Annotated in this window: 15 protein-coding genes and 1 pseudogene; 9 read left to right on the forward strand and 7 right to left on the reverse strand. The window is 55.3% G+C overall.

Going from position 1 to position 24,529, the window contains the following annotated elements:
* The first annotated feature begins 489 nt into the window (after nucleotides 1–489).
* Nucleotides 490–1,749 carry a prolipoprotein diacylglyceryl transferase family protein gene (locus Q31a_RS08965; protein WP_145076754.1) on the forward strand — a complete coding sequence of 420 codons (1,260 nt, stop codon included), beginning with the start codon at nucleotides 490–492 and terminating at the stop codon, nucleotides 1,747–1,749.
* Between the two features lie 226 nt (nucleotides 1,750–1,975).
* Nucleotides 1,976–2,752, forward strand: coding sequence for an NRDE family protein (locus Q31a_RS08970; protein WP_145076756.1), 777 nt, complete (start codon nucleotides 1,976–1,978; stop codon nucleotides 2,750–2,752).
* A gap of 142 nt (nucleotides 2,753–2,894) precedes the next feature.
* Here the strand turns inward: Q31a_RS08970 and Q31a_RS08975 are convergent, their stop codons facing one another.
* On the reverse strand, nucleotides 2,895–4,532 hold the full coding sequence (locus Q31a_RS08975) for a coiled-coil domain-containing protein (protein ID WP_145076758.1): 1,638 nt from the start codon (nucleotides 4,530–4,532) through the stop codon (nucleotides 2,895–2,897).
* 292 nt (nucleotides 4,533–4,824) lie between these two features.
* Between Q31a_RS08975 and pyrH the strand changes: the two genes are divergently transcribed.
* The 5 genes from pyrH (at nucleotide 4,825) to Q31a_RS09000 (ending at nucleotide 11,795) form a co-directional block, all read left to right on the forward strand.
* Complete coding sequence (pyrH, locus tag Q31a_RS08980; protein ID WP_145076760.1) at nucleotides 4,825–5,595, forward strand: UMP kinase; 771 nt, start codon at nucleotides 4,825–4,827, stop codon at nucleotides 5,593–5,595.
* 252 nt (nucleotides 5,596–5,847) lie between these two features.
* On the forward strand, nucleotides 5,848–6,408 hold the full coding sequence (gene frr, locus Q31a_RS08985; RefSeq protein WP_145076762.1) for a ribosome recycling factor: 561 nt from the start codon (nucleotides 5,848–5,850) through the stop codon (nucleotides 6,406–6,408).
* A gap of 177 nt (nucleotides 6,409–6,585) precedes the next feature.
* Nucleotides 6,586–8,412 (forward strand): RING finger protein, encoded by a 1,827-nt coding sequence (locus tag Q31a_RS08990; RefSeq protein WP_145076764.1) that lies wholly within the window; start codon nucleotides 6,586–6,588, stop codon nucleotides 8,410–8,412.
* Nucleotides 8,413–8,672: 260 nt separating this feature from the next.
* Entirely contained in the window at nucleotides 8,673–10,946 is a 2,274-nt protein-coding gene (locus Q31a_RS08995; protein ID WP_197356520.1) for an NfeD family protein, read from the forward strand.
* 6 nt (nucleotides 10,947–10,952) lie between these two features.
* Nucleotides 10,953–11,795, forward strand: a complete 843-nt coding sequence (locus Q31a_RS09000) for a site-2 protease family protein (protein ID WP_145076768.1) — start codon at nucleotides 10,953–10,955, stop codon at nucleotides 11,793–11,795.
* A 92-nt stretch (nucleotides 11,796–11,887) separates the two neighbouring features.
* Here Q31a_RS09000 and fliD read toward each other — a convergent pair whose 3' ends face one another.
* The 6 genes and pseudogenes from fliD to Q31a_RS09030 all read right to left on the reverse strand — a co-directional run bounded on the left by fliD (nucleotide 11,888) and on the right by Q31a_RS09030 (nucleotide 20,958).
* Nucleotides 11,888–14,614, reverse strand: coding sequence for a flagellar filament capping protein FliD (gene fliD / locus Q31a_RS09005; protein ID WP_145076770.1), 2,727 nt, complete (start codon nucleotides 14,612–14,614; stop codon nucleotides 11,888–11,890).
* Between the two features lie 241 nt (nucleotides 14,615–14,855).
* The gene (locus Q31a_RS31535; RefSeq protein WP_449224071.1) at nucleotides 14,856–16,649 is read right to left on the reverse strand and encodes a flagellin; all 1,794 of its coding nucleotides are present in this window, start codon (nucleotides 16,647–16,649) and stop codon (nucleotides 14,856–14,858) included.
* A 249-nt stretch (nucleotides 16,650–16,898) separates the two neighbouring features.
* Nucleotides 16,899–17,645: pseudogene (locus Q31a_RS31540) on the reverse strand (flagellin); the annotation flags it as partial.
* Between the two features lie 679 nt (nucleotides 17,646–18,324).
* Nucleotides 18,325–18,549 carry a carbon storage regulator CsrA gene (gene csrA / locus Q31a_RS09020; RefSeq protein WP_145076772.1) on the reverse strand — a complete coding sequence of 75 codons (225 nt, stop codon included), beginning with the start codon at nucleotides 18,547–18,549 and terminating at the stop codon, nucleotides 18,325–18,327.
* Between the two features lie 380 nt (nucleotides 18,550–18,929).
* On the reverse strand, nucleotides 18,930–19,373 hold the full coding sequence (gene fliW, locus Q31a_RS09025; protein ID WP_197356523.1) for a flagellar assembly protein FliW: 444 nt from the start codon (nucleotides 19,371–19,373) through the stop codon (nucleotides 18,930–18,932).
* 115 nt (nucleotides 19,374–19,488) lie between these two features.
* A complete protein-coding gene (locus Q31a_RS09030) occupies nucleotides 19,489–20,958 on the reverse strand; it encodes a sigma 54-interacting transcriptional regulator (RefSeq protein ID WP_145076776.1) in 1,470 nt (489 codons plus the stop codon).
* 162 nt (nucleotides 20,959–21,120) lie between these two features.
* Between Q31a_RS09030 and Q31a_RS09035 the strand changes: the two genes are divergently transcribed.
* Both Q31a_RS09035 and lepB read left to right on the forward strand, forming a co-directional pair.
* Nucleotides 21,121–22,368 (forward strand): LL-diaminopimelate aminotransferase, encoded by a 1,248-nt coding sequence (locus Q31a_RS09035; protein ID WP_145076778.1) that lies wholly within the window; start codon nucleotides 21,121–21,123, stop codon nucleotides 22,366–22,368.
* Nucleotides 22,369–22,612: 244 nt separating this feature from the next.
* Entirely contained in the window at nucleotides 22,613–24,502 is a 1,890-nt protein-coding gene (lepB, locus tag Q31a_RS09040) for a signal peptidase I (RefSeq protein ID WP_197356525.1), read from the forward strand.
* The last annotated feature ends 27 nt before the right edge of the window (nucleotides 24,503–24,529 follow it).

Below are 24,529 nucleotides of genomic sequence, written 5' to 3' on the forward strand. Positions count from 1 at the left end.
GATACTGTTAGGAGTGAATTGGTGAGCCGCGCGCCCCTCGATCGGAAAGGGGGCGATCGCGCAATTAGCACCTTGATGGTTAGGGTGGCGATGCAGCACTGGCGGCTTCTTGGAGTTGTGGGAACCACTGAGATTGCAGCACTGAGTTTGCAGCACGAAATCCGTTCTTGCTTCCTTGGAACTGATTTCATCAGTAGCCCGTCGTGAGTACGAACTGCGAGACGAGGGCTCGCGGGCGCTCTTGGGTATTCCAAACGCAACATTCTATCAGAGTTACTTAGCGGTGGCGACGGGAAACACCTGCCGTTCCCGTCACTTGTAGAATCTGCAACAATCGCGTTAGGGAGCCCTCGTTGAACCCTGTAGGTGCCGCCGACAAAAAACAGGGCATCGCGAGGGGCACCCTGGGCATCGCAACCGGGACGCATCGTAGAGCCTGGGCCTCGTGAGTCCTGTGACGACAATCCTATCCTCTGTAGGTACTTTGCTTTGCGTAGCACACTTTTTTATGTTCCCCATGAAATCGCAGGTTTTCCCCTGTTTGGTGTGGGGCTGCTCTTGGGATGCTTAGTGCTTGCGTGCCTGGCTTGGATCGCTTGGAGGTTGGCAACGAAAACGCCCATCGCCGAGCTGTTATCCGCCCTGCCTGTCTGGTGCGTGGCTGCTGCCATCATCGCCTTTGTACTACCAAGTATCGAGCAGGTGACCGGAACGGGGGAACCGATTGGCTTGCCCATCCGTGGGTATGGCGTGATGGTTCTGCTGGGCTTCCTGTCAGGAATCGCCATTTCCGTGTACCGAGGCCGGCAAATTGGACTACCAGATGATACCGTAATTGGCCTGGGGTTCCTCATGATGCTTGGAGGTGTGCTGGGAGCACGTATTTTTTATGTGGTGCAAAAGTGGCAGGAATTCGAAGGTGAAGGGCTAGCAAAGCTGGCAGAGGCCTTCAAGTTGACCGAGGGAGGGTTGGTAATCTACGGTGGGGTCATTGGTGGCTTAGTTGCCGGTGCCTTCTATTGCTATCGCCATCGATTGTATGTGCCGGCCGTGGCTGACTTGGTAGCCCCTGGCTTCCTCCTAGGACTCTCCTTTGGCCGGGTGGGCTGCCTCTTGCATGGATGCTGTTTTGGGGGGATTTGCACCGCGGATCTACCGCGTATCCCATTTCCCCAAGGTAGCGGGCCCTACCAAATGCAATTGCTGGACGGAAGCGTGCTGGGGATTGAATTTGCGCAGACTCGACATCCGCCAGGCCGGGTAGACCACGTTGCAACCGACAGCGCCGCCGCGCAGGCTGGAGTGAAAGCGGGAGATTGGGTCGACGGTATCCTCTTGAGTGAAATGGAGCCCACGCCAGAACGTGACCCAGCCTTGCCACCGCCTTTGATGACGCAGATCGAATTGCCTGGCAAGCATCTGAGGATTGCCAGTGAGGCCACTCCCGACTGGAGTCTGCCATTGCATCCCACGCAGATCTATGCCTCGTTGAACGCGTTGCTGCTGTGCCTGTTGATTTGGCATCTGCAGCCCCTTCCCAGTCGAGACGGCGTCGCATTCTGCATCGCTATTTTGCTCTACGCGCTGTCGCGATTTTTGCTGGAGTGGGTCCGCAGCGATGAGGCTGGGCAGCTAGGGACGAGCTTGACGATCTCTCAATGGGTTTCGCTCGCCACCGCTTGCTTGGCTACGGTGGGATTGATCTTGCTGTTTAGATCCCCTCGCAAGAGGGTGTTCGTGTGGCGTTGAATGGAGGGCTTTTCCGATTATCCCGTTCTTAACGGGGGAAAAGCCGACCAGAACTGTGTGATTCCTGCGGTTGGGTTTGCCATCGGCCAAATATCCGCTGTTATGCCCCAGAAGGGGGTGTTTTGTTCTGGCTCTCACCGGTAGATTGATTGACGTTGTTAGGAGGTCATTCCTGCAATCTCCCTCCTTAATCATCAAGTTACTCGTAGAGAGAAACCCCATATCGATGTGTCTACTGGCTGTTCTCTACCGTCTCGTTCCAGAGAGCCCGATTCTAGTTGCTGCAAATAGGGAAGAGTACTACGACCGACCATCACAACCACCGTCAATTCAATCTGGTAAACCTCGAGTGTTGTGTGGCTTAGACCAACGCGCTGGTGGAACCTGGTTAGGTGTTAATCAACACGGCATGTTTGTCGGAGTTAGTAGTCGGCGTGGAAACACCGATCCACTGGGCGCGAGAAGTCGCGGTCTATTGGCTCGCGAAGTTCTTCGCACTGGCAACGCTCGCAAGGGTGTCGACAAAGCGATGGAGGAATTAATGACTCATCGCTATGAAGGTTTGAACCTAATCGTGTGCGATGCGGAGAGTGGTTGGGTAGTCCATGCTGATCAAGAGCCTGACGTTGTTCCACTCGAAGAAGGGTTGAACATAATCGGCAATCAAAATGTTAATGATCCGACGGATGAGCGTGTTCAGTTGGCCCATCGCCTGCTTACGCTACAACTGTTGGATTCACCTGTGAAGTTTTTGGCGGTTGCCAGCAAAGTCTTTGCTCGCAGTCCGACGCCGCAAGGCCGTCCCACGATGGTTTCACGCGGAAGCGACTATGGGACGATCAGCAGTAGTTTGATTGCCCTGAGTCCGAAGCCGCGCGATGCGATTTTTCAGTTCTCGGCAGGTGCGCCAGATCAGGCGAAATACGAAGATTATTCACCCATGTTGCGAGACATACTCAGTCGAGGATTGCGTGAAGCGCGGTCCAAGACAAAGGTCAACTGAGTTTTTCCGTAGCAGGACTAATATTTCAACACTCGGGGCAATCAGATTGCCTCGAGTGTTTTTTTTGTGGGGCAGTTTTTTGGGGGGGCAGAGCGAATGCCACCCTGGCAGAGAGGGGAAGCTGTGCTAGTGGCCGGCGCTGCTATGGCTTGCCATCGCGAATCGAGTCGTAGTAGTTGCGAGTATGCTCCGCTTGCAATTTAGGCAGCGGGGTGTCATCCAGTGGATCGGGTTGTTCTGCGATGGCGGTCAAGACCGCTTCCTGGACTTCCACTTGCGTCTGTCCCTTACGGTTTTCTCCACCCACTTTTCCGCCATAGACGGTTTCTCCGACCTTCATGGGGTCGCGAACTCTGGAATCGAAGAAGTCGGTGTCGGTTTCTTCTTCGGGGCGATCTCCCTCCCCGCGACCTTCGCCCAGTCCTTTACCTGGAGTTTGTCCTGAAGACGAGCCCATGCATGCGGAGCAGCCATCACCGCTGCAGGCTTTGCACATCATTTGGGATTTGCTTTGAGCGAGGCTATCCATCAATTCATCGAGATCTTGCAGTTCCGCGTCGGATTGGTTCATGGCTTGCATTTGGCTGGCCATTTCTTGCAGGGCATCCTGGGCGGCTTGCATGTCGCCCGATTGCATCGACTGCGAAGCCTGGGATAGCATTTCGGCCATCTCTTGCATCTGCGCCCGATTGGCGTCTTGAGCCTGCGCCTGTTCCAGTGTGCGTTGCAGTTGCGCGACCTGTTGCATGTCGCCAGCGGCAGTGGCTTGTTCGATTTGCTGCTGAAGAGCCTGCTTGCCAGCCTCATTCGTAGCGGCAGCCTCATTCATGGCTTTTTGCAATTGTTCGAGTTGCTTCTGAAGTTGCTTTTGTTCCGTGGGGCTCATCTGTCCAGCTTGCATTTTCTGGGCTAGCTGCTCCAAGGCCTCTTGGGCTTTATTGAAATCGCCCTGTTGCATGGCGTCGGCCAGTTTCTCACCCGGCCCAGAGTCGAGTTTTTCCAGATTCTTCAAGTTCTTTCTGAGGTTCTCCGCGGAGCCCAGTTCCCGGCGTCGGTCGCTGATCTGCTGCTTAATGTCATTGAGTTTGGCCAGGGACTGTTTGGTATCCAGTTTGGTGTTCTTCTGGAGTTCCGCCAGTTCGCCTTCCAGTTTCTTGTAGGTGTCGACAGCTGATTCTAGCCCTTCCTTTTCCGCTTGCGTGCGTTTCTTCTGGACTTGTTCCAGCAGCGATTGGGTCGATTTTTTGACTTGCGTCAGCGAAATTTCCGTAGAACTCACTAGGGGCGTGGGGGGCTCCCGGTTGGGCAGATAGCACAGCAGTCCGACGAGCAGTGCGGGGAGGACAGGGAGCAGTAATTGGCGACGGAAGCCCCAGGAAAAGCGGTCGCGAATGTCAATTTTCTCGGCGTGCTGGTTGGCGTCTTTGAGCAGTGCTTGTCCAAGTTGCGTGGATTGATCTTTTGTCGGGAGTGCCACGGCACTTGAGATTCGCTCGCGCAGCGCAAATCGCGTATCGATTTCAGCAGCCGCTTCGGAGAGGCTGGGGCGTCCTAGGTAGGTCAGAATGGCGGTGGTGATGAACGCCATCGTTATGCAGGTGCCGCACCAAATTCCCAACCAAAGATTGGAATCGACGGGCAAGTACATGAGTTTGGGAAGTGCTAAGCCACCGCACACCACACAAGCGGCAATCAGCATTGTCCAGGGGAGAAAGCCGAGGAAGCGAGTGACGGTTAAGCGACGTTTGGCCAAGCGTGCCTGTTGTCGAATCATATCCATCGGTCGTACCCAATCCAATAAATGACGAGTTTCGTGGGGAATGGACTGACTAGAGTGCGCGAACTGAGGGGCGAGTGGCGAAGCATGTTGCGTAGTGGCGACTCCAGCTTGGATGCTAGTCACAAGCGGTGTAATCCACGCTCAAGTATATCGTCTACAGCGAATCTGGTGCAAACTCAACCCACAATTCGAGCGATTCTGCAGACATCTAGACGATTGTTCGATAATTTGCCACCATGTGGTGAGAGGGTACAGGACCGATTTATCACGCTTGGCAACAGAAAAGCAACCAATGGAAGAAGCATCCGAAACCACACCTCGCTATCGCCGCGTCATCCTAAAGCTGTCCGGGGAAAGCCTATGTCGCCCCGGAGAACGCGGGATCAGCATGGAGGAAGTCGGCGTGATTGCCAGCCAAATTGTGCAGGCGCACGCCTTGGGCTGTCAGATCGGTGTTGTCGTTGGGGGGGGGAACATTCTGCGGGGAGCCCAGTTCACCTCGACGAGTGGTTCGAAGATCGAAGAGGCGACGGCCCACTACATGGGCATGTTGGCCACCGTTATCAATGCCATGGCCCTCCAAGCGGGATTGGAGTCCTTGGGGTGCAATACCCGCGTGATGTCTGCCATAAAAATGGACGGGGTCTGCGAGCAGTTTATCCGTCGTCGAGCGATCCGCCATATGGAGAAGGGGCGAATTGTCGTGTTAGCGGCTGGTACGGGTAGCCCCTTCGTAACGACCGATACGGCAGCGGCCCAACGGGCTCTAGAACTGGGGGCCGACATCGTGTTGAAAGCCACGCGTGTCGATGGTGTTTACAGCGAAGATCCCGAGAAGAATCCGCACGCAGTGCTCTACCGCGAGCTCGATTATGAAACGGTGATTGGACAGAATTTGAGGGTGATGGACGGGACCGCAATATCGCAATGTCGCGAGCACGGCATGCCCGTTCTCGTCTTCAATTTCAAGAAAGACGGAAATATCGTCAAGGCCGTCTCCGGTGGTCGCGTGGGAACACGCATTGTAGCTCGGGTCGAAGGGGGAAGTTTTCCCAAAACCTAAGCTGTTGTTCTTCAGAGCAGCTTTCAGCGATGCCTAACCAGAGCGATTCGGGCTTGCCGTTTGCTTAGTAGAGCATCTTGCCCATGGCGAGAAAATCTGCTTTATGGTCGGTGTAAACCAACCCGGAGAGGGAAATAGCGTAGTATTTAGGGGTGCTGCGATGTTCCATCGACGGCCACCCGTCCAACCATGGAGAAGATTTTGAAGGTCGCTTCCAGGACACTTGTTTACTCACTAGAGGATTAAGGTCATATGAGTGTAGACGTAGTATTAGTCGATGCAGAAGAGCGTATGGAAAAGGCTACTAGCGTACTGAAACATTCGCTGAGTGGCATTCGAACGGGTCGGGCAACGCCCGGATTAGTGGATAGTGTGCGCGTTGAAGCTTACGGATCGCAGAGCCCCTTGAAGCAACTGGCTTCCATCGGTGCTCCGGAGCCTAACCAACTGGTCATCCGGCCCTTTGACGCGACCACGATCAAAGATATTGAAAAAGCGATTGTGGCCAGCGATTTAGGGCTAAACCCTCAAAATGATGGTAAGATTATTCGCATCAACATTCCTCCGCTCAGCACCGATGTGCGGAAGAAGATGGTCGCGCGAATCAAGGAATTGGCCGAAGAGTGTAAGATCGCCATTCGCAGTATTCGCCGCGATGCTAATAAGGTGATTGATACTGCCGAGAAAGATAAGGCGATTAGCGAAGACGATCGCGACAAGCTCAAGGAAGAAGTCCAAGAGCTGACCAAAAAGTTCGAAGCGGAAGCTACCGAATCCGCCAAACATCGTGAAGCGGATGTGATGGAAGAGTAGGAATCGGTATTTGGATTGACAATCAGCGTGGTTTAGGTGGGGCTCTGCGGCATTCTGTGAACCGCAGGGCCCTTTTTTAAGTTCGGTTGGTGCTTGCTATCGCAAAAAAGGTTGAGGACATCTCCCTGGTTTCGGTCGCCTGAGAAGCAGCCCACCTGGCTTTCGGAGGTTTTCTCAGTGCCAGATCCAAGCGATGCAATCCTTGAGTTCAAGTGTCCCAAGTGTGACAAACGCCTCAAGGCGGGGAGTCATGTTGCGGGGCGTCGCGTTAAGTGCCCGAGTTGTAATCAGCCGGTGATGGTGCCTGGGGCCCAGCCCAAGGCGGCGGTCAGTGATGATCAATGGCTGACCTTGGATGAACCGGCGATCTCCGATCTTCCCGAACGCCAAAAGCATGTGGAGGAAGTCCGTGCCGCCCGCCCAACCGAGGGAAAGGTGCTGGCCTCCAAGCGCGCTGAGCAGTCCCTCGGAGAGTCTCGCGGGGCGACAGTCACGCCCCCAGCCAAATCTGCAATGAGTCCGTCTGGCGACAGGCTGGCCGCGGTCGACCGGTCAGCTAGCGGTGACTCCGATGAGTATTCCCTGCAGCCGGAAATGGCGAATTCCCCCCCGTCGCAGCCCTCGCCACCCGCGGCCGGGGCGAAGTCTCCCGCCGGAGCGCCTCCACCAGCCTCCATCTTTGACGAGGATCTACCCGAGCTGGCCGCGATTGATCCACATCCTGTGAGACACTCGAGAGCGGAGCGTTCGAGCGCGAAAAGCGGGCCGTCCACCGAGCCGGAGGGTGATTTGTTTGGCCTGGGGAGCGAGCTCGATGCGCTGTTGCCAAAAGCGTTGCCCCCGGCAGCTGCGCCGCCACGGCACGCTGAAAACGGTTTAGAGCCTCTGTATGCGGAGGAGGCAGCCGTCGCCGATCCCGAATACCGCATCAAATGCGGTCACTGCGATACGGCCCAATACGTTCGGCTTTCTAGCAAAGGCAAGAAGATCAAATGCCCAGACTGTTTTGCGGTGTTTAGGATCCCCGGGCCACCGCCCGGTTGGAAGCCTCGGAAGGCCCATCTTGAGACTCCGCAGTGGGGCGGCGGCACTGAAATGGGGTTGGCCCCGGCTGCAGTGGTTCCGGCCGGTACCGCCCCCACGCACCAGCAGCAGGCTGCCAACATTCTGCGAAAAGCGGAGGCGGAGATGCATGAGCTGTCTGACGACGAGGTGGACAGCTTATACCGAGGCGACTTTGACAACGCTAATTTCGTTCAACGGACTTTCGGGTTTCTGAAAGATCCGGTCGCGGTGGGACAAATCGTGGGCTATGGAATCATCTTCGCGATGTTGTTTGGAGTAGCCCAGTTCGCCTTGAATTCCGAGGATTTATTCATGCAGCGAGGAATGCTGCTGCTGGTGAGTGTGGGTGGTGGGGCTATCGGAGTGCTGTTCGCGCTGCCGATGTTGAGCGGTGGACTGGCGCTGATTGAATCGGTGGCCAACGGGCAACGCAGGGTGAGCGAATGGCCTGGTTTTAATCTTTTCGACAACATCGGCGACGTTTTAGCCATTGCCGGTGCGCTCGCTGCCTCGTTGGTACCCGGCTTTTTCGTCGGATACCTGCTCGGCGGCAATGGCGAGGGTGGGGGGAGGATCATGATTACCGGCATGATGGTTACCTGTTTTGTCCTATTCCCCGTGGTGCTCATGTCGATGCTCGACAATGGCAGCCTCTTCCAACCCATTTCCCAATCGGTATTGCGGTCGTTTCGAGCGGCAGCGGATGCTTGGGGTGGTTATTTTCTAAAGTGCCTGTTTGCTTATTTCTTTGTCATGCTTCTGTGGTTGCTGTTGTTGGGAGAAGGTAAGTCGCCAATACTGGCTGCGATTGCCGGATTCTTACTCCCTCTGTTGGTCTTCTATACTTGCCAACAGATTGGGGCTTTGGCGGAATCGATTAGTGACCAGCTGAGTTTTGAATTTGCTCCCAGTGATGAATCGGAAACGGAAGATTCCTGAGAAGCCAGGAGTGGACGACAAGTTGCGTTGGGAATCGGGCCATGAACCAAAGAGGCCGAAGTTAAGGGCCGCTTTTCAGATCGCCCAGCTTGGGTGACCATGCGACGTGTTCGCTTGGCGGCGGGTTGGCTTTGCAATTGTGGAATGGCATTTGCTCAGGTCCCATGGGGACTGCCAAAGCGGTAGACTACGAATGCCGTGAATTCATTGGGGAATCAAGCAGATTTCGACAATGGAGAGCTTGCGTGGAAGGAGATCCCGTGCATTTAGGTCCGAATCACGAACAGAAAAGATCCTTGGTGAAGCCCGTCAATCAACTCTCTGCCCTATTGAAATTCATCGTCACGATGGGTCTGTCGATCGCGTTGGGGCTGTTGGGCCTCGCTGCACCAGCCCAGGCACAGTCCGTGGATGATCAGGGAGGCGTTGCCCCCGCCGCTCCAGAGGAGCTGCGGCAGGGATATGTCGTGCCCGTGGACTTGCCCTTAATTGGTCAGCGCGATGAGCAGATTCGACGGCAAATTACGCAGATTTCGGACTCGCATCCGGGAGCTGAACAGCGGCCGGTTGTCGTGTTGCAGTTTCGAGCTAGTACCGCCCAAGGGGCAGCAAACGCCGATGAGTCGGGTGGGCTAGGGACCCGTGGGAGTCAATTTGAGCGTTGTTTGGCATTAGCCCGATTTTTGACGAGTCCTGAAGCGTCGCGCGTAAGGCTGATCGCCTATCTCAGCGAGTCGGTGGAGGGCCATGCCGTTTTACCCGTCTTGGCCTGCGAGGAAATTTTGGCGGCGCCCTCTGCTGAATTGGGGAAAGCGGCTATCGATGAGCCACTCGACGCAACCATCGAAGGCGCGTACCGCGATGTCGTAGCCCGCCGCGCCACGCTGCCCGAGGCGGTCGTCCTGTCCATGCTCGACGCGCGGGCAGAAGTCTACAACGTCACGTTGTCCGATGGTACGACCCAAGTCGCCACACGCGACGAATTGGCCGAGTTGAGAGCGGCTGGCGAGGTGCAACGGGAAGAGACGCTATGGGCCGGGGGAGCTCTCGCGCTCTATAGCGGCAATCAGCTGCGATCGCGACGTTGGATTTCTCGGACCGTTACCGATACCACCGAGTTGATGGCAGCACTCGATCTCAAAGGTACGCTGCGGACCGCCCGGCAGCTGCCGCGCCAGTGGCGACCAGTAATGCTGACTCTATCGGGGGCAATGTCCAATAGTCGTGTCAGCCAGGTGATTCGATCGGTCAGTGAGCAAGTGGATCAACAGCAAGTTAATCTGCTGGTCGTGCGTCTGGAGCCGACCGAGTGCGATTTCACGACGGCCGCCCGACTGGCGAGCTACATCGCATCGCAGGAGTCGGAGACTCTGTACAGCTTGGCCTTAGTGAATGGCGATGTGCGAGGCCCAATCGGTCTAGTGGCGACAGCCTGTGATGAAACCGTGCTGATGGCCACTGCCACGCTTGGCATGGATGCGGAGCGACCAATTGTGTTGAGCGACTCTCCCGCCGTACAACGAGAATTGGGAGATCTGGCGTCCACCTCCGAACGTCCTCTACCGCTGCTCTCGCTGCTGGTCGATCGCGATGTGCGGGTCCACGAATACATCCAGCAAGAGAGCGGACAGCGAGCGATTTTTGCAGATTGGCAAGTCGCATTGCAAGCGGATGCTCAGTTGTGGCTGGCTAAAGATCAAGTCGCAGGCGGAGAGGAGATTCCCAAAGACATCGCTCTCCGCTATCGATTGATTGACTCGGTGGATGACTCGGAGGCAATTGCGCTCTCCCGGCTAGGGGTCGACCAGATGCCGCGCGAGCTGAAAATGCCTTGGCTCGACGCATCGATCGAAATGATCCTGTCCCAAGGGTGGTTGCCACGCCTGTTGCTCACCATAGGGTTTTTGGCATTGATGGCCGAGCTGGGGAATCCCGGTATTGGAGTCGGTGGACTCTTGGCAAGCGTCTGCTTCATGGGCTTCTTCTGGATCGAAGGACTCAATGGCAACGTCGAAGCTTTGGAGGTCTTGCTGTTCATCGGTGGGCTGGTTGCCCTGGCAATTGAGTTGTTCGTCATTCCTGGATTCGGCATGTTTGGGATTGGGGGGCTGCTCATGCTCTTGATTTCAGTCGTGCTCGCCAGTCAAACCTTTATATGGCCAACGACTTCCGCGCAACTGGGCGAGTTTGCTGAGAACCTGTTTTGGGTGGCCTGCATGGCGTTAGGGGGAATGATTGGCCTACTGGTGATGCACAAGCAACTCGAACGCTCCCCCTTATTGAAATGGATTTCACTCGAGCCGACGGTAGATAGTGATCTAGACGAATTGGAAGATCGCGAGTCCTTGGCACATCGCGAGCATCTGCTGGGGCAGTCTGGTCTGACGACCACGCGGCTGAACCCCTCGGGAAAAGCACAGTTTGGCAACGACATCGTAGCTGTGGTGGGAGCGGGCGGAATGATCGCCGCCGGTGTTCCGGTGCGCGTGGTTGAAGTCCGTGGACCGTTGGTTATTGTCACCTCATTGGAATAGTTTGCTATGAAGATCGGTACCGCTGGAGGAATTGGGGTCTACATCCATTGGTCTTTTTGGATGTTGATCGCCTTTTATTTGATAAATGAAACGAGGCACGGAGGATTCGCCGCGGGACTCTTTGCGGTGGCGTTTGTGCTCAGTATCTTTGCTTGTGTGGTAGCCCATGAATTTGGGCATGCCGGTGCGGCAGCTTTGTTTGGCATCCGCACTCGGGATATCACTTTGCTTCCGATAGGAGGTGTTGCGCGGCTGGAGCGCATGCCCGAGAAACCGATGCAGGAGTTGGTCATCGCCGTAGCGGGGCCAGCGGTCAATGTTGTCATCGCGGGGCTGCTCCTGGTGGCGATTCTAGTCCGGGCAGAAACCGTCGATCCGGCGCATTTGGAGACGATGCAGTTTAGCTACATGGAGGGCTTGTTCGCCGCCAATGTGTTCTTAGTACTGTTCAACATGCTGCCGGTATTCCCCATGGATGGCGGACGTGTGCTGCGTAGCATTTTAGCCATGTGGACCACTCACCTCCGAGCGACGGAGATTGCCGCGCGCATCGGACGCTGGATGGCACTGGCGCTGGCGATCTACGCGATCTACACGCTGCAGTTCACCCTGCTGCTGCTAGCGGGCTTTGTATTCGTGGCGGGAACCGCCGAGTTGATGGCTGCTCGAGTTCGAGCGATGGGGGCGGCCGCTCAAGGTGGAGCTCCCAACCCGTTTGGTAAGATGTGGCCCAACCAGCAAGCTGAGGGGAGTTGGAGCTACAGTGGTGGGCAGGTACAGCGCTCCTCGCAGGGGCAAAATGACCCGGGAGTGATTGACGCGGTCAGCGTTCGCGAGGTCCGTGAGTGAGCTGAGAAAAGCTGCAAACGCGAAGTTACTCTCCGCGGAAAACCTCCCAGGGGAGGCGGCGAGCGGAAAGGCGGATTTCGGCGGGTTGCTGGTTAGCTGCCAAGCGGTGGAATAATCTGCAAGCCATTGATGGAGGTCAAATTCTGCTGCAGTTTGGCGATCGTTTGTTCCATGTTGTAGAACTGAGTCAACAGGCGGGTGCGCTGTTTATCAAGTCGCGTGTTGAACGATTCAATCCGCTTATTGTTCTGTTCGATTTGAGATTGCAGGGAATTGGAGCGATTGAGCAATGAGCCGGTTTCGACACTTGCCAAGCTATCTGCCAGTGCTTTTGCTTTCGCGGCAAAGCCCGAATCTTCCGTAGTGAAGAATTCTTTGACGGCCCCGGGATCCTTGGCTATTGCAGAGGAGAATTTTTCCTTATCAAAATCGAGTTTGCCATTTTCGTTGAGCTGGATACCAACTTCGCGTAATGAGCTGATATCACCAGCTCCGCGGAACGCGCCGGAGAGTAGCCTGCCATAGCCAAGATCGACTCTCAAGGCGGAGCTGGAGCCGAACAGAACTCCAACGCTGTTGGTGTCCACGTCGAAGACGGTTAGCGAATCAAGCTTGTCACGCATCTTGTTGAATTGGGTGACGAAGGCCTCGACTTGTTTCGAAATGGTTTCCGTATTTTCGGATACCGTCACCGTCACTGGACTGGTGGAAGTGTCCGCGATGGTGAATTGCACATCCTCCACAATACCGTCGAAGGTGTTGGTCGCTGAAGACACGAGAACGCCGCCACTGGTACCATTCGCTCCGAATGCCAGCAGTGCGTTTTGCCCCCGTGTTGTTTCCGAGAACGTGATGCCGATATCGGAATCGAGAGCAACTCTACCTTGAGCACCCGAGGAAGTGCTGTTCAGCATCAGACGCACGCCGCCAGAGCTGTTGAGGTTGAGGATGTTGGCATTGACGGGACTGCTTCCGAGTGCATTGATCTGTTCTGCTAAGTTGGCAAGGGTCGTTTCGGAGTCGGTCTTGATGCGGATCGTTTGTGCGCCGTCAATCCCAACGGCGGCCGTTCCACCAACGGTCAATGCCGAACTGGTGCCAGCGATTCCGAGAGTTTTCGCGGACGAGCTATTGCCCACGTCACTGACCGTGAGACTGCCGGAGCCGTTGGCCGTGTCTAGCAGTAGCAAACCATCTCCGGTTTCGTTCAATCGGGCTTCGACGCCAATTCCGAGCTTATTGATCTCATCGATGACATTACCAATCGTCTCTGGCTGTCGCGTACTCAGATTTAGGGAAACCGATTTGCCTGCGGAGTCCGTTATCTTGAACGCACCTAAGGGGAATTCCTGGCCGTGGTTGAAATCCTGTAGGCTCGTACTGCGGGTCACGTATTTCTTGTTCAGCGATCCGCTATCTACGGAACTCTTCGCAAACGCGCCTTCGATCTGAAGCTTGCTGGCCGAATCGGTCGCATCGCCGTCCGCAATGACAAGATCATGGGAGGTTGAGCCGGTCGTGTCGAGAATTTCAATACCGGTCTTGGTGCGATTCAGTTGGGCGGTGACACCGGCGGATGCATCGTTGATGGTGTCAATCACATCGTGCAGGGTTCTCGCACCGGATAGGTCGATGGTCGTAGTGCTACCAGCCCGATTGGTAATGTCCAGGTCGCCGAGGCTCGGGTAGCCGCCTCCCACACTGAGGCTATCGAGGAGTGTGTCGCTCAGGCCTGCGATCAAATGGTCGCCAGTGATCGTGCCACCGCTGGCTGCGACATCCAGGCCTAGTTGGGCTGCGAGGTCGCCCTGCGGGCTAGATATCGTGAAGCTTGCCGAACCGCTTGTTAAATCGTTGATTGCAACCGATTTTCCGTCGGTGCTGATCTGGGCCTCAACTTTGCCGTTTCCAGCAGCATTGATTTCGTCCAGCAATTGTCCGACACTGCCCGTTTGCGTGTCAATTTCTGAGGTGAGCGAGAAAGAAGTGCCGTCTTTCAGACTGAATTTGAGGGCGGCCCCAGAACTTGGAAGATCGATTCCACGCCCGTCGAGCAGAGACCGGAGTGAAGTGTTCACAGCCAGTGTTTGAACGCTTCTACCCTCAGCTGTAGTGTCTGTCGTCGAGATGCCGCTGAGTCCCAGGTCGCGAGCGGTTGTGCCGCCATCAACGTCTTCGACTTTCAAGTTGCTGAGCGTAGCGCCCGATATATCTTTGAGAACAAAATGGTCTCCTTCCAGGCTGGCGACAATCCCCAATGCGTCATTGGAATTGATCGCATCAACCACATCGTTTGCATTTTCGGCAAACCGGAGATCGATTTTTTGGCTTGCACCGCTACGATCTGTGATGCGTATGGCGCCGCGCGAGACGCCAGCGCCTCCGTTGAGCTCATCGAGGCTGACCGATTCATCTAAAAAGCCACCTTGGTGGATGACGATTTCACCTTCGGTCAACTTTTGAGCGCTGGAGGAGTAGAGTGAGCTGGTGAGTTGTTGGCTTTGAGCCTGCCGAACAGGGATGAAACTGTAGGATCCAAGCTTGGCAGAGCCGGTGTTCTTCGCCGTCAGTACATCGGATTTGCTACTGGTTACGGAGGTGGCCGAATAGAGTGAATCCTGCCCAAGTCGGTCGGTGGAAAGTTGCAAACCGACAATTTGGGTCATCAGTTCGGTGACGGCAGTTTGCTCTTGTTGGAGCTGAGTTGTGCGGCTCACCAAACGGTCACGAGGGACCGCATTGAGCCCCATTAGCTGATCGACCGTATCGTCGATGGCTACACCGGTCACGAGTCCTACACTGGATTGTATTCGTCCCATTGACTTTCCTCTGTTCGTGCACCGAGCGATGGGTGCCTTGGGCCTACTAGGGCTTTACGGCAGGCGTTGGCGCGCCCTGCGCATCATATTTGGCATCGTCCTTCCGTGGATAGAACTTGACTTTTACCGACGGAACCGCATCGAAGTACGGTGTCTGTCAAAAGTGAACAGCAAGATAGCCGCGTCAGACTATCTGCCTGACGCGGCTATCATTGAATCTTCTCAAGTTAAACGAAACGTTTTATCGTAGAAGACTGAGTACGTTTTGAGGATTCTGGTTGGCGATCCCCAGTACTGATGTACCGGATTGAACCAGGATTTGTGCTCGAGTCAACGCGGCAGACTCCTTCGCGAAGTCGGCATCCCGAATCGAGCTTTCGGCTTCTGTTAGGTTCGCGACTGTTTCGCCCAGCGAAACCAAGTTGCTCTCCAGCGTCGTGGCTTGGAAGGCACCGAGTCGACCACGAAGGTTGGTAACCTTATTGATCACATCGTCGATCACCTGTGATGCTCCGGTGGCATCGGTGGCCAGTGCTTTTGCACCGCCTGAGGCCAGTTCGTAGAGACGGCCGTTGGCACTGCCTAATTTAGCAGTATTGAGGCTGCCGATTCCCAATCGAGCTTGCTGATTGCTGACCACGTCTGGGCCGAGTTGGAACTGTGCACCACCTCCGGTAACCGTGAAGGCAACACTGGTGGATGAACCATCAGCAACGGTCAGGCTAAGGTCCAGCGTGGCTGAGTTCAAGGACAGGGTGTTGCCCTTGCCGTCCGCCAGAGTTCCATTGACGGTCGCGACGATATCCGTTCCCTTCGCACGGGAAGTGCTGAGGCCGCTAGCGAACGTTCCACCTTCTCCTTCCTTGATGACTTCAACAGCCACCAAGGAGTCTGAACCGTAGGACGTACTATCCAGCTTGAGATTTCCACCATCGTTTGAGGCCTTGATGCCAGTCGCGTCAGAAACCAAGTTGACCGATTGAATGATGCTTTCGATGTCAGCACCCTTCTGGAACTGCAGTACTTCAGAACCGTTTGCACCAGTCAGCTGAACAACTAGATCAGCGTTGAGGCCACCACCGAAGAGCCCACCGCTGAGTGCTGTAGTTGCGGCTGCAGTGTCGTTGTCAATATCGTAGGAACCGTCGCCGTCAGTGGCGGTGACCGTCGCGCCGAAGCCCTCGAGTTCATCGATCGCAGTAGCGATGGTGCCGACGTTGACCCCACCATTGCTGCTCACATTGACAACGATATTCCCATCATCGTCCAGCGAAGCATTCGCGGTGCCGCTGGCCAGGGAGTTGTCCGCATTGAGCGTGATGGTTCGACCGTCGAAGCTTGGCGATCCTTCATCGGCTGTTACCGTAATCACGTCCGAGGCGACCGCATCGGTGCCGCCAGCCAGAGCGGCCGCATTGACGCCGTAATCCGAGTCGCTGAAGATGGCGTTGCCGTTCAGGACATTCTTGGTAACGAACGTACCTTCAGCATCGATCGCATCGGTCACGTCTTGGACGGTAGCTCCCTCTGCGACGGTGATGTTCAGGACGTTGTTTTCTGCATCGTAAATTGCTTCAGTGGTTGCACCAGCAGCAAAGCTAAGCGTTCCACCGATGCCCGCAGCACCATCCGCAGCCTCACCGTTGACTGCTTCGATATCGAAGTTACCGGCCAAAGTGGGGCTGAGACCACCGCTCAATAGCGAGCCCGTGGAGGCGTTGTCCGCGGAAGAGTACTTATAGCTGCCATTGACCTTGTTCGACGCTTGGAAAGTGCCTGCCAAGTCGGTGTTGATGGCATTGACCAAGTCATCGATCGTAGCGTCCGCGGCTGCGGTGAGGGTTAGCGTATCGGTGTCCGCGTCGTAGGTTGCACCCGTCGTTGTACCCGAAGTGGTAACGATCGTGGTATCATTACCCTTGGCTCCATCGGCTGCACCATTGTTCAGGGCGGAGAGGGTAAAGCCGGTCAGAGGGTCTACCGCATCAGTCCCTGTCGACAAGACGCTCGTTTGAATGCCGGCATCGCCAGCCACAACCGTACCCGATCCCGCACCGACCGCGAAGGTGAAGTTGGCATCGGACAAGGCTGCAGCAACCGTTGCCTCGTCATCACCTTCCTTGAGGTCAAGGACCAGAGTTTGGGTCGTATCATCGTAGGTTGCGGTGGACGCGGTTGTATTGGTCCGAACTTCGACGATTGTGCCGTTTCCTCGCGCTCCGTCAGCTAGTCCGCCGTCGGCTGCCGTGATTGTCAACTCGACACCACTGCCCAAGGTGAGTACGCCAGTTGCTTCAGTATCTGGCGTCGTGGCGGCTCCGAAAGTTACCGCTCCGGAAGCTTCGGCACCAACCGTGAACGAGTTGGTCAAGGTGACATTGGCAGTGGATTCCGTATCAGGCGATGGAGCATCAAACGTGATGGTGCCAGTCGACTTGGCGGATGTTGTGGCGGCAGGAACGCCGGTAGTGCTGGCAGTGGCGCGTGTGGCGGCCGAGCTGATTTTTACATCAACACCGATCGATCCAATGGCACCCAGGTTGGCTTGATCAATTTTGAGGTCGGCGACCGTATTGAAGCCGCTACCGGCTTTGGTCACGAAATCAAGACTGCCATCTAGCAAACGGCGACCTTGGAACGTGGTCGTTTGAGCAATCCGGTTGATGGCTTCGAGCGAGCTGTCAATCTGCAACTGATTAGCTGCGATTTCGTCGTCGCTGAGCGCTCCGTTGTTCGCAGCTTCTACGACGAGACCACGGACATCGTTCAGCAGCGAGCTAACTTGTCCGAGGGCGCTATCCGCAGTTGCAATGATCTGCGTGGCGCGTTGTGTATTGGAGATAGCCTTGTTGAGGCTCGTGATGTCACTTCGCAGTGCTTCACTTGCAATCAGACCAGCAGGGTCATCTTTACCGGTGTTAATTCGCAAACCAGTGCTCAAGCGCGTGAGCGAAGTTTGCAAGTCGCCGTTGGTTTTGTTCAATCGGTTTTGAGCAACAAGTGAACTAACGTTGGTGTTGATTCGAGTCATCTGTAAATTACTCCCAAGGATCGGTTCGGGTTACGTGAAACACGCTGCCCAAGTCGGATGCTTTGTCAGGGCTGAGTTTTAACTTCACGGTTTTATTGGTGAATTGGATTGCTGACAGCTGAAAAGTCGGACTTGGTGGCGCCTACGCGACCCGATTTATTTGAACCTTTAGCGTGTCGGTCGACTCGACCTACAACGCCCAGCGAACTTTCTTCGGAATCGCACTGCTTCTGTGGAACTTGTGGAAGGGAACGTCCCTCCTGTATTCAAGTTCGTGAGAAGAGTAGCATTGAAAACCTGCGCATGCGGTTTGAGTATGTGCATAGCTTTCGTAGAATCTGCTAACTAGGTCACCCTCTACTCTGTACACGTGGTACATTCCGTCTGATCGGTACTTTTTGGGCAGTCTGCCCAGCTTGCAGGTTTCCCTGCAGAGCACTTCACAACACAGGACCGGGCGCAAGGTCTTGAGTGTCGTTTCATGCCTCTATCGGATTCGCAGCTTGTATCGGGCGTCTACAGGCAACGAATGGATCAACTGTACGAACAAATTCGCAGCAGTCGTTGATGGGTTGTAGTTTGTATCGACAATGGGAAGGCAAAAAAGTTAGAGGTGAGTGCCCAAGCCCTCACCTCCACTTATTCTGCATATATTGTCTTGGGTCACCAAGATCGGTATCTATCGGTGTCGATTGCCAAGCGAACGAGTTTCACCAGGCTGAATATGTCCAGCCTTTTGATTTTCTCGTTTGATCGCTTCGTAAACTTCTTGACGATGGACTGGGATGTCTTGCGGGGCTTCGATCCCCAGCCGTACTTTATCGCCTCGAATATCGACTATTGTGATGACTACGTCATCACCGATCATGATGCTCTCGTCTCTGTGTCGCGACAGCACCAACATGTACTCGCTCCTTCTCCGAATCAAATACTATGAGTCATTCCGTTGAGATCTAACTAGTCATTCAAGTAGTTGTTGAGACTACTGATGGGGAAACTATCGTCCCCTTAATGCCATCTAAATCAGAACGTCCTGTAGCATTCACATTACATCGGAGGTGCAGGCTAGGTATAGCTGCGGGGCGCGGTGCTGGGGCCGTGGGCTCACCGACAAACATTCGCAAAGCATGAGCAGGCGAGAAGGTCCGGTTCCTTTCAAGGGCCATGCGTGCCATTTTGCGATCTGAGAGACCGTTTCGCGAGGCCACGCCTTACCGCCAACGGTCTATCCTCTATTTTTCGAACCGATTCATCCAACACCAGGATTGCATGTCGGTCGAAACGCTAAGCGGCCATTCGTATCGCTGGGGTGCTTCCCAAACTGATCGGCAAGGCAAGTGGCAGAGCGTCGGAGGTGATGACCTGACACGCCAGTCGCGCGGTGAGATTGATCACGATGGGGCTGCGCAAATTCGCGGTAAGCGTCTTGCCCGATTTGCTGACAACATTGAAGATAAACACCCGGTCGGTATTCCGCAGTTTCAGCGGTGCCAATTGGCGTTTGCCGATATTGACCTTATAGTCCGTGGCAAATTTTCGAGGGCTCACCAAGGGAAGGGCGACTTGGGTTTGGGCTACCGACTGTAGCCATGCCACTTCCTGATTCTCCGGATCTGGCAAGATCAGCCACTGGCGACTCGACTCGAAGCCAATCAGCCCTTGCGGAAAAATCAATATGTCTTCGTGGCTCGCTTCCACATTTCCGAATCGGCTTGTCTGAACCAGCATGGCGTCCATCCCGTAACTTGTGCGAACGATCGTTTCTAGGAAATGGTATCGGCACAATCCCACGCAGAGAGCAAGCGTATTGCAGATTATTAGGAAATAGGCTGCAGTTCTTTAACTAGGAACTTGGGCGGGGGCTTTGTGGTGTTGCATCTTGGGGGGGCTCTAGTCCGAGTTGCTCGATGCGCCGCAGCAGGCGTGGCCGGCTGATTCCCAACAGTCTTGCGACTTGGGCTCGATTGCGTGGAGAGAGTTTGAGGGCGCGCTTCAACATGAGCGTCTCCAATTCCAGCAAGACAGTGTCCATCTCGATGGGCTGGACCCTGGCATGGGGCTGTCCGGCAGAACTGGCGAAAGTCCGGATAGCCGTGGGGAGATGTTCTACTTGAAGGGTTGGGACAAGCACGGCTCGTTCCACCGCACTCTCAATGGCCTCGCGCAAGCCGATGAGATTTCGGTGCCAGGTGTAGGCACTCAGCAGATCTAGGGCGTCCAAAGAGAATCGCATTTGTGGCTTCTGCTGCCGACTGCAGAAATCGGACAGGATTTGGGTTGCTAGGGGCGCGATGTCCTCTCGGCGTTCGCTGAGTGGCGGGAGATGGATGTCAATTTGTCCCAAGATGGATAGCAATTTGGGCCATTTTCCTCCCCGCTGGCTGAATTCGTTCGTCACCGAATGCAATGGATTGGCGGCCGGACGGTGCGACGTCTGCAACGTGGCGGCGAGGCTGCACGTGTTTTGCTGGGAACTGTACCAGTCGGTTAATACTTCCACGCAATCGAGGTCCAACAGCTGAAGATTGTCCAGGAGCAGTTGTTGACTGCCTCGAGGTACGCCCTCCAGACGGCGGCCGCTGAAGACTTCCAACATGCCTGAAAGCAATTCGGCATCGACCACACCACATTCAATGGGGAACAAACGCCCGGAATGGACTGGTGTGGAGGCCAATCGCAGGCGCCGGGCAAAGATGGCTTCCACCACCTCCTGCTTGCCGGTCTGTGCTGCCCCAGAGATCAATACATTGCAGTCGTTCTGAATCGCTAATTGGGCCCGAGTCATCGCCAAGTCAATGGCCGGACTCTCGCCAATCAATGGCGTGAAAGGCGCAAGGGTCTTCCATCGGCTGCGCAGATTGGCCAGCACCTGCTCCTCGGAACGCCGCCCCAAGGCTGGCGTGCCTTGCACAGAGAGCATTTGCCCTTTGATCTGCTCCCATTCCCCCAAATAGACGATAGTGAGCCAAACCTCACCGGAGTCTCCCAATAGGGGGGTGAAGAGTTGGCCGGAGATCGAAGAGCCGAAGACGGGGGGAGTGGTGAGCTGTCTCCAGGCAAATTGTCCTTGGCGGGCGTTGGCCGGTGGTGCCAGGAGGCTCAGAAGGTTAGCCAGCGGCTCCTCATCGCTGCCAATGTTTCCCAAGCATTGTTTACCGACCAACTGCGTGGCCTCGACTTTGGCGAGTCGGCACAGCGAGGAATTCGCAAACAGAATCGTTGCTTTCTGATCGAGGATAGCGACGCAATGGCTGGATTGGTCTAGCTTTTTTGCCAAGCTACGGCTGTTGCCGCCTCGATATTCTGCAGTCATGTGTCCCGCGTTTCAAAAGCCATCGAGTGTGCGTGGTTGTCGGCTGAGTCCTTCTCGGGTAGCTTTGAACAGCCCAAAACTGTTGCCAACAAGCCTTGTTGAGCCTGCAGGGTGTTTCCCGCAACTTCCCCATTCGACCTCTAGAATTTTAGCCTTTTGACTATGAGTACTGGTATAGCAACCGACCCCTATTTTCAGCAGTTGTTTTCTGACCGTATCGGCGGATCGAACTATGGCAAGGGGACTGCCATTTACAAGTTCGAAAAGATCAAGCGCGCCAAACGCAAGGCCCTCGCCGATTATCCGCACCGCGAGCTTATCGACTTCGGGATTGGCGAGAATGATAGCATGGCCGCTGAATCGGTTCGCCAGCGGATGGCGGAAGAGATCAATAAACCAGAGAACCGTGGCTATGCTGACAATGGAATTGCAAGTTTCAAAGAGGCAGCGGCTCGCTTTATGCAGCGTCGTTTGGGAGTCCAATTGGATCCCGTCACGGAGATCAATCATTGTATCGGCAGCAAGACAGCGCTCTCCATGTTGCCTGCCTGCCTGATCAATCCGGGGGACGTCACGCTCATGACGGCTCCTGGCTATCCCGTCGCTGGGACCCATACCAAATACTATGGCGGCAGCGTTGTCGCTTTGCCGCTGCTCGCTGAGAACCAGTTCTTCCCCGATTTCAGTAAAATTTCGGCAGAGACATGGGAACGCACTAAGTTGTTGGTGCTCAACTACCCCAATAGCCCCACCGGGAAGACGGCGACGCGCGAGTTCTACCAAGAGGTCGTGGAACTGGCGCATCGGCATCAATTTGTGGTCGCCCAAGATGCTGCCCACATGGTGCTCTCATTCGATCAGGAGCCCCTGAGCTTCCTGTCCATCGATGGTGCTCGGGAAGTGGGGGTTGAGATTCATTCGATGAGCAAAGGGTTTGACATGATTGGCTGGCGGATTGGTTGGGTGTGTGGGCACTCCCGGTTAATCCAAGCGTTCGCCGATGTTAAGGACAATTGTGATAGTGGGCAATTTGCAGCAATCCAACAAGCGGCCGCGTTTGCACTGGATTCTGATGATATTCCCAACGCAGTGCGTGAAAAGTACCGTCGTCGTTTGCAGAAGTTGGTCGCGATGCTCAAGAGCGTGGGATTTCAGTGCGAAATGCCCGGCGGGACCTACTTCCTATACACACCGACACCGGCTGGTACCGTAGGTGGGCTGGAATTCGCCAATGCGGAAGAGGCTAGCCAACACCTCATCACCGAGCAGTCCATCGTAACAGTGCCTTGGGACGACGCGGGGCCATTTCTGCGATTTTCCGTCACCTATGTGGCGGCAGATGAAGCTGCTGAGGACGCGCTCATGGCCGAGACCGCCCAGCGATTGAAGAGCCTCGGGTTGCAGTTTTAGGCGGAAACTCCAAGACCGGCTAATTTTGCACGAAATAGTCGGGAGGGAATAGAGAAGTAGGGGGATGTTCGCATTTCGCCCCTTACTTCCCTTGGGCTATAATCCTGGCCTTCGCTCCCAACCCTCGCGAGGTTTCTCGAGTTTTGAAATCTCCGTTCGATTGGCAACGGGTGCATTCTCGTTCCGGGTTTCCCAAGTAGGCGTCGGCACACTCCACTTTTTGACCGTCTTCAGAGTTTTTTGCATGTCCGCAGCTTCCGCCGCTCCATCGGCCAAATCGAGTGCAAACCGTCATGTCACAACAGGTTCCGCGGTGCAAAGTGGCCGCGAAACGGTGGAGTCGATTGTTGTCGCCTTCATCCTGGCATTTCTCTTTCGGGCTTTTGTCGCCGAAGCATTCGTGATTCCCACCGGTTCTATGGCTCCCACCCTGATGGGGGCGCACAAGGATGTTGTGTGCGAATACTGTGGTGAGGCCTATCAGGCTAGTGCGAGTGAAGAGTTCGATTCGAGCACTGGGCAACTGGTGGGTCGCGTCACGCTGGCTAGTACTTGCTCCACCTGCCGTGGGCTCAACGCCTACGATTTCGTGCAGAACCCGAATGCCGTCAGCTTTGATGGAGATCGGATCCTGGTTAGCAAATTTGATTACGTGCTGAGCCAGCCCAAACGCTGGGATGTGTTCGTATTTAAGTATCCCGATGAAGCCCGGATGAACTACATCAAACGATTGATTGGTCTGCCTGGTGAAAAGCTGCAGATTCAGGACGGAGATATTTACGCACAGAGTACCGGTCAACTGGAGATTGCCCGCAAGCCGCCGCATAAAGTGCGAGCGATGCGGCAGATCGTTTCGGATACGGATCACCGAGGGGGGATCTTGGTCGAGAAGGGCTGGCCCAGTTTATGGCAACCCTGGACCTCTCAGGCTTCCCCTACAGGGGCAGCAAATGGCTGGGAATTAGAGCATACGCCAGAGGTTTGGTCGGCCAAACTGGCCTCCTCCACCGACCGGCAGTGGTTGCGCTACTATCATAAAGTCGTCGATGGTGTGACCTGGGAGGGGATTCGGCAGGGAGGTGACTTGCCACCAGTGTCCCCAACATCCTCACAGCTCGTGACCGACTTCCTCGCTTACAACAGTTCGTTCTACGTGGAGTCGGGGTTGGTTTACACCGACCGGAGCAACGATAAATTGCAGGAGGGAATTTCAGCCGAACGACGCGCCTACGACTTCGTGGCGGAGCGTGGGCGTGGCGGACTGAGCGCCCACGAGCTGAACGGCGGTTTCCATTGGGTTGGAGACTTGATCGGCGAGTTCGACATGGAAGTCCAGTCGTCCAGCGGGAAACTACTGTTGGACTTAGTCGAGTTTGGGATTCATTATGAATGCTCGATCGACGTAGCCACAGGAGAGGCATCGCTGACGGCTAAAGGCCAAGATTTGCCTCAGCCTGTCTTTGTCGGTGAAGTCTTGAAAGGCCAGACCGGAGTAAAGGGGCCAGGCCGCTATCGCCTCGAATATGCGAATGTGGACGATCAAATTACCTTGTGGGTCGACGGTTCGGTCGTCTCCTTCGATGGAAGTTCCGCGTTCGATTCGAAGCGGGTCCGGACCGCCAAAGATCGGCGTCCCTACTGGACGGAAGCTGACCCGCTCGATGCGGCGCCCGTCGGCATCGGAGGAGAGCAATTGGAAATGACGGTCCGTCGGGCCCAAGTCTTCCGGGACTTGTACTACATTGCCCCGCAAATCATGCGTCGTGGTACGCCTTATTGCGATTACAATTTGGACCATGGTTCCGCTATTTTGGCCTCCATTCCTGCCCCGGAAGAACGCCGACAGCTGAGTGACCAAGAAGCGATTTTGAAAGTTTACTCGCATCCCCAATGGTGGTCGCAGACCAATTTGTTCAATTTGCGAGGACGCCTGAACTTTGAACTTGAAGCTGACCAGTTTTTTCCAATGGGCGACAACAGTGCAGCCAGTTCCGACGCCCGTGCCTGGAGCGGTCATCATTTCGTGGAGCAAAAGTTCCTGCTGGGTAAGGCCTTGCTGGTTTTTTGGCCCCATACCTGGAATACACCTGTACCTTACACTCCCAATATTGCGCGCATGGGACGAATTCAATAGTCTTTCAACTGCGACCGATTGGGGCAG

Source organism: Aureliella helgolandensis, assembly GCF_007752135.1.
In the GTDB taxonomy this organism is placed as follows: domain Bacteria; phylum Planctomycetota; class Planctomycetia; order Pirellulales; family Pirellulaceae; genus Aureliella; species Aureliella helgolandensis.